Source organism: Lentzea aerocolonigenes (assembly GCF_000955955.1).
Lineage (GTDB): Bacteria > Actinomycetota > Actinomycetes > Mycobacteriales > Pseudonocardiaceae > Lentzea > Lentzea aerocolonigenes_A.
Window position 1 is genome coordinate 1 of the sequence record NZ_JYJG01000498.1, and the last position, 524, is coordinate 524.

A 524-nucleotide genomic window follows, 5' to 3' on the forward strand; every position below is an offset into this window, starting at 1 on the left:
TCACCTACCACCGGTTCTGGGCCCAGACCGAGATCGCCACCGCATTTTCCCTGCACACCGAGCTCTTCGGCTGAGGAGTCACCCGAGATGAGGAAACGACTAGCACTCTTCACCGTGGTCGCCTGCACGGCCGCGGTCCTGGTGAACACCGGCGGCACGGCCGTCGCACACGGTTCGATGACGTGGCCCGGCAGCCGCACCTACCTCTGTTACGAGGACGGTCGTGCCGGCAGCGGTGGCGGTGACATCCAGCCCACCAACCCCGCGTGCGTCGCGGCGGTCGCGCAGGGCGGGAAGCAGCCGTTGTGGGACTGGTTCGGCAACCTGATCAGCAACGCGGCCGGACGGCACCGGGAGATCATCCCGGACGGTCACCTCTGCGGCCCCACCACGAAGTACGACGCCTACAACCTCGCCCGCGCCGACTGGCCGGTCACCAACCTCACGGCCAACCAGACGGTGACGTTCCGGTACAACGCGTGGGCGCCGCACCCCGGCACCTGGGAGCAGTACGTCACCAAGGA

At 67.9% G+C, this 524-nt stretch carries 1 protein-coding gene; it reads left to right on the forward strand.

Going from position 1 to position 524, the window contains the following annotated elements; all coding sequences use genetic code 11:
• Positions 1-87: 87 nt before the first annotated feature.
• The coding region (locus UK23_RS44745) for a lytic polysaccharide monooxygenase (protein ID WP_045317929.1) at positions 88-524 on the forward strand (437 nt) is incomplete at its 3' end.